This is a genomic window from Neisseria sp. HMSC15G01 (assembly GCF_001808255.1).
In the GTDB taxonomy this organism is placed as follows: Bacteria; Pseudomonadota; Gammaproteobacteria; order Burkholderiales; family Neisseriaceae; genus Neisseria; species Neisseria subflava_A.
Map to the genome: position 1 here is coordinate 18441 of NZ_KV792689.1, position 2658 is coordinate 21098.

At 48.8% G+C, this 2658-nt stretch carries 2 protein-coding genes; both read right to left on the reverse strand.

Going from position 1 to position 2658, the window contains the following annotated elements; all coding sequences use genetic code 11:
- Positions 1–310 precede the first annotated feature (310 nt).
- Positions 311–844, reverse strand: a complete 534-nt coding sequence (locus HMPREF3139_RS08450; protein WP_070461578.1) for an ankyrin repeat domain-containing protein — start codon at positions 842–844, stop codon at positions 311–313.
- On the reverse strand, positions 834–2658 hold a 1825-nt coding region (locus HMPREF3139_RS11285; RefSeq protein WP_283127015.1), incomplete at its 5' end, for a GH-E family nuclease. The genes HMPREF3139_RS08450 and HMPREF3139_RS11285, both read right to left, overlap by 11 nt.

Here is a 2658-nt window from a genome sequence, read left to right on the forward strand (position 1 = left end):
ATGACGTTCAAAATTTGTCGTCTTAGAGTTGTCTCTACACCGCTTCGGATAATGATTTTGCTAGCCGTGCTACCGATATGGGTGTGGCGGCGAACTGCTTTTGTCTGATGGCTGTGGTGGCTTGTTGAAAGAAAGGCCGTCTGAAACCGTATTTATTGTTTCAGACGGCCTCTTAGCTCAAACCTTGAGAACCGCATGCGTGCGTTCTGCACACATCCTACTTGTTGAGTTTAGGTTTCATATGGGCCACAGCTTGCTCTTGCCAAATAGAGCTGGATTTCGCGGGAGAGCTATCCTTACCTATGGCGCATCAGGCATATTGCTCCATTAGGGCAATAACCGGTTTCAAACTTTGGTCATCGGAAAAATAAGTCTTCATAAAATCCAATAGCGACATGTTTGCATTCTTGACCGGGTGATGCACATCTGCACCTTTGTCCAGCATGGCTTTTAAAACGTCCAGTCTGTCGGGGATGCCGCCTATCATGGCCAAAGGAATTCCTTGGTCGGTATAGGTTTCAATGTTCGGATCCGCTCCGGCCTCCAACAGTACCATGGCCGCATCTCCGTTTTCTGCCCGCATCGCGTAATGCAGCGGTGTCATGCCGTAGATGTCTTGGGCGTTTACAGGGACACCTTTGTCTATGTAAAACCGTATAGTTTCAGGTGATGATGGATTCCAAATATTAGCCCTATGCAGGCTATTCCATTTTTCATTAGGAGAAATACGGAATGGATCTAATTTCCCCTCGCTTTCCGCCTTTTGAAGGAAAGCAATATCACCTAGCTCTTCAGCTTCCGCAATTTTTTCTTCAAAACTGGGAGGTGTTAAATTATTTACCATTTAAAAAGTTCCTCATATCTTGTTTAATTGTACCCAAATCACCCCGCCCCGGTTTTTCAAACCTGGGGTCGTGAGATTCGTTTTCCGCCTTGTTCTGCAGAGCAAACAATTTTTTCGTCCTTTTCGGGTCGTTCACATACTCATTCAACTGGCTCTGCGTCATGCCTAATTCATCTGCCGCCTTTATCAAACGGCGGTTTTCCCAACCGTATCTGTGTCCGATGTGGACGGGTGGTTTGATAATATTAGAGATATTTCCTTTTTCTGCATAGCTGCCGTCAGGCAGTTTGATATACCGGTCATACACACTGTCCCTTATCGGTTTGCGCAAATTCGGCCGTTTTAAAGCAGTGGCAGCTCTCCCCGGATCGGGCATAAAACGTCCGAGTTCGTCGTGATAACGCCCATTTGCATCACGTTTGGGGTATGTTTCCTGTGGTTGCGGATCTGCCGGTGGATCTGTTTTTTTGTCAAAGTTGGGTTTCGGCGGATCGTCTTTTTTAGCTGCTTCTCCCCGGGCGTCTTTGTCCAGCATGCGCTTAAAGCTGTTAACGCCTGGTTTGACAACCTGCTTCAATACCTTGCCCGCTCCGACGGCCGTAGTCAAATTTTCTACCGATTGAAGTCCGATCAGTGCGGCTTGCGCACCTCGGACGTCTTGTCCGTAAATCGGTTGCAAGTCATTTAAGATTAAGGAAGCAGTACCTGCTCCAGGTGACTGGAAGGCCTCGGTGACATTGTCCCAGCATCGTCCAAAGTCGTTTGCACAGTTTTGGACATCTTTAAAGGTATCCACCGCCTTTGAACCTACAATGTATACAGGTAAAGAGTTGAGTACTCCTCTAGTAATAGTTTTTCGTGGATTTTGTATTTTTTCCTTCCAGGATTTTTTTGCAAATTCCGAAGCCAAATCCTTCGCGCCTTGGGTAATGCTGCTATTTTTGGATGAGTGTAAATTGTTTCGGTAGAACACAAGGTCTGATTGGGCCTCCGGTGCAAAAACCTCCGGTCGGACAAATTGTTTGCCTTCCGTAGTGAAGAATCGCTGTTGCCTGCCATCTTCATTGAGAAAGGTCTGCCTGGCTTTTTTAAGAAAGTCTTTTGCAGGTAAATCAGTTACCTTTTCTAAAGTCAGCATCCAAAATAAATCGGTTTCTTTGACTGCTTGATGCACTAAGCGTTTTTGAGCATCGGCAACTTGTTGGGCGGTAGGTTCCTTCCCGCCATTTTCTTGTTTTGCAAATGCTTTGGCATTTTGTTTTATCCAAGCCCTTTCATCAGGATGCAGCTGCCGGTTGTTCCAATCGACATTCGCCCCTACTGCCGCCGTACCTGCATTCCCGCCCGCCGCATAGCCGATGGCCGCCCCACCCAGTGCGTTGACCGCCGCTTTGCCCGCCGGGCCGAGGTTTTCCGCCGCTTTGTCCAAATACGGTGCGGCAAGGGAAGTGCCGCCGCCGGCCAGTATGCCGCCGAGGTTGCCCGTCGTCAGTCCGCCTGCCGCTCCGTGCAGGATACTCCTGCCTATGCCGCCTTCTTTCCAGGTGTCGTAGCGGCTTTGGTTTTCGGCAAGGTAGGCGTTTACTTGACCGAGGGATGTGCGGATAGCGGCTTTTTCGGCTTCGCTGTCCGTATTTTGCAGTTTGGCCTCCAGCAGGGTTTTGGCTGCCTGATACCGTTCGTAACTTTGGGTATTGCCGAGTTTGTCGGAAACGGCTGCTGTGGTTTGGGCGGCGTTTTTGCCGAACTCCTGTGTTACTTCCCTTTGCAGGTTGATTTCTTTGGCCACCGCGTCTTTGTCGAAGCTGTTTTTC

Bases quoted from the DNA above. Each gene is read 5' to 3' on its own strand.
- HMPREF3139_RS08450 (WP_070461578.1), bottom strand. From the start codon at position 844: ATGGTAAATAATTTAACACCTCCCAGTTTTGAAGAAAAAATTGCGGAA.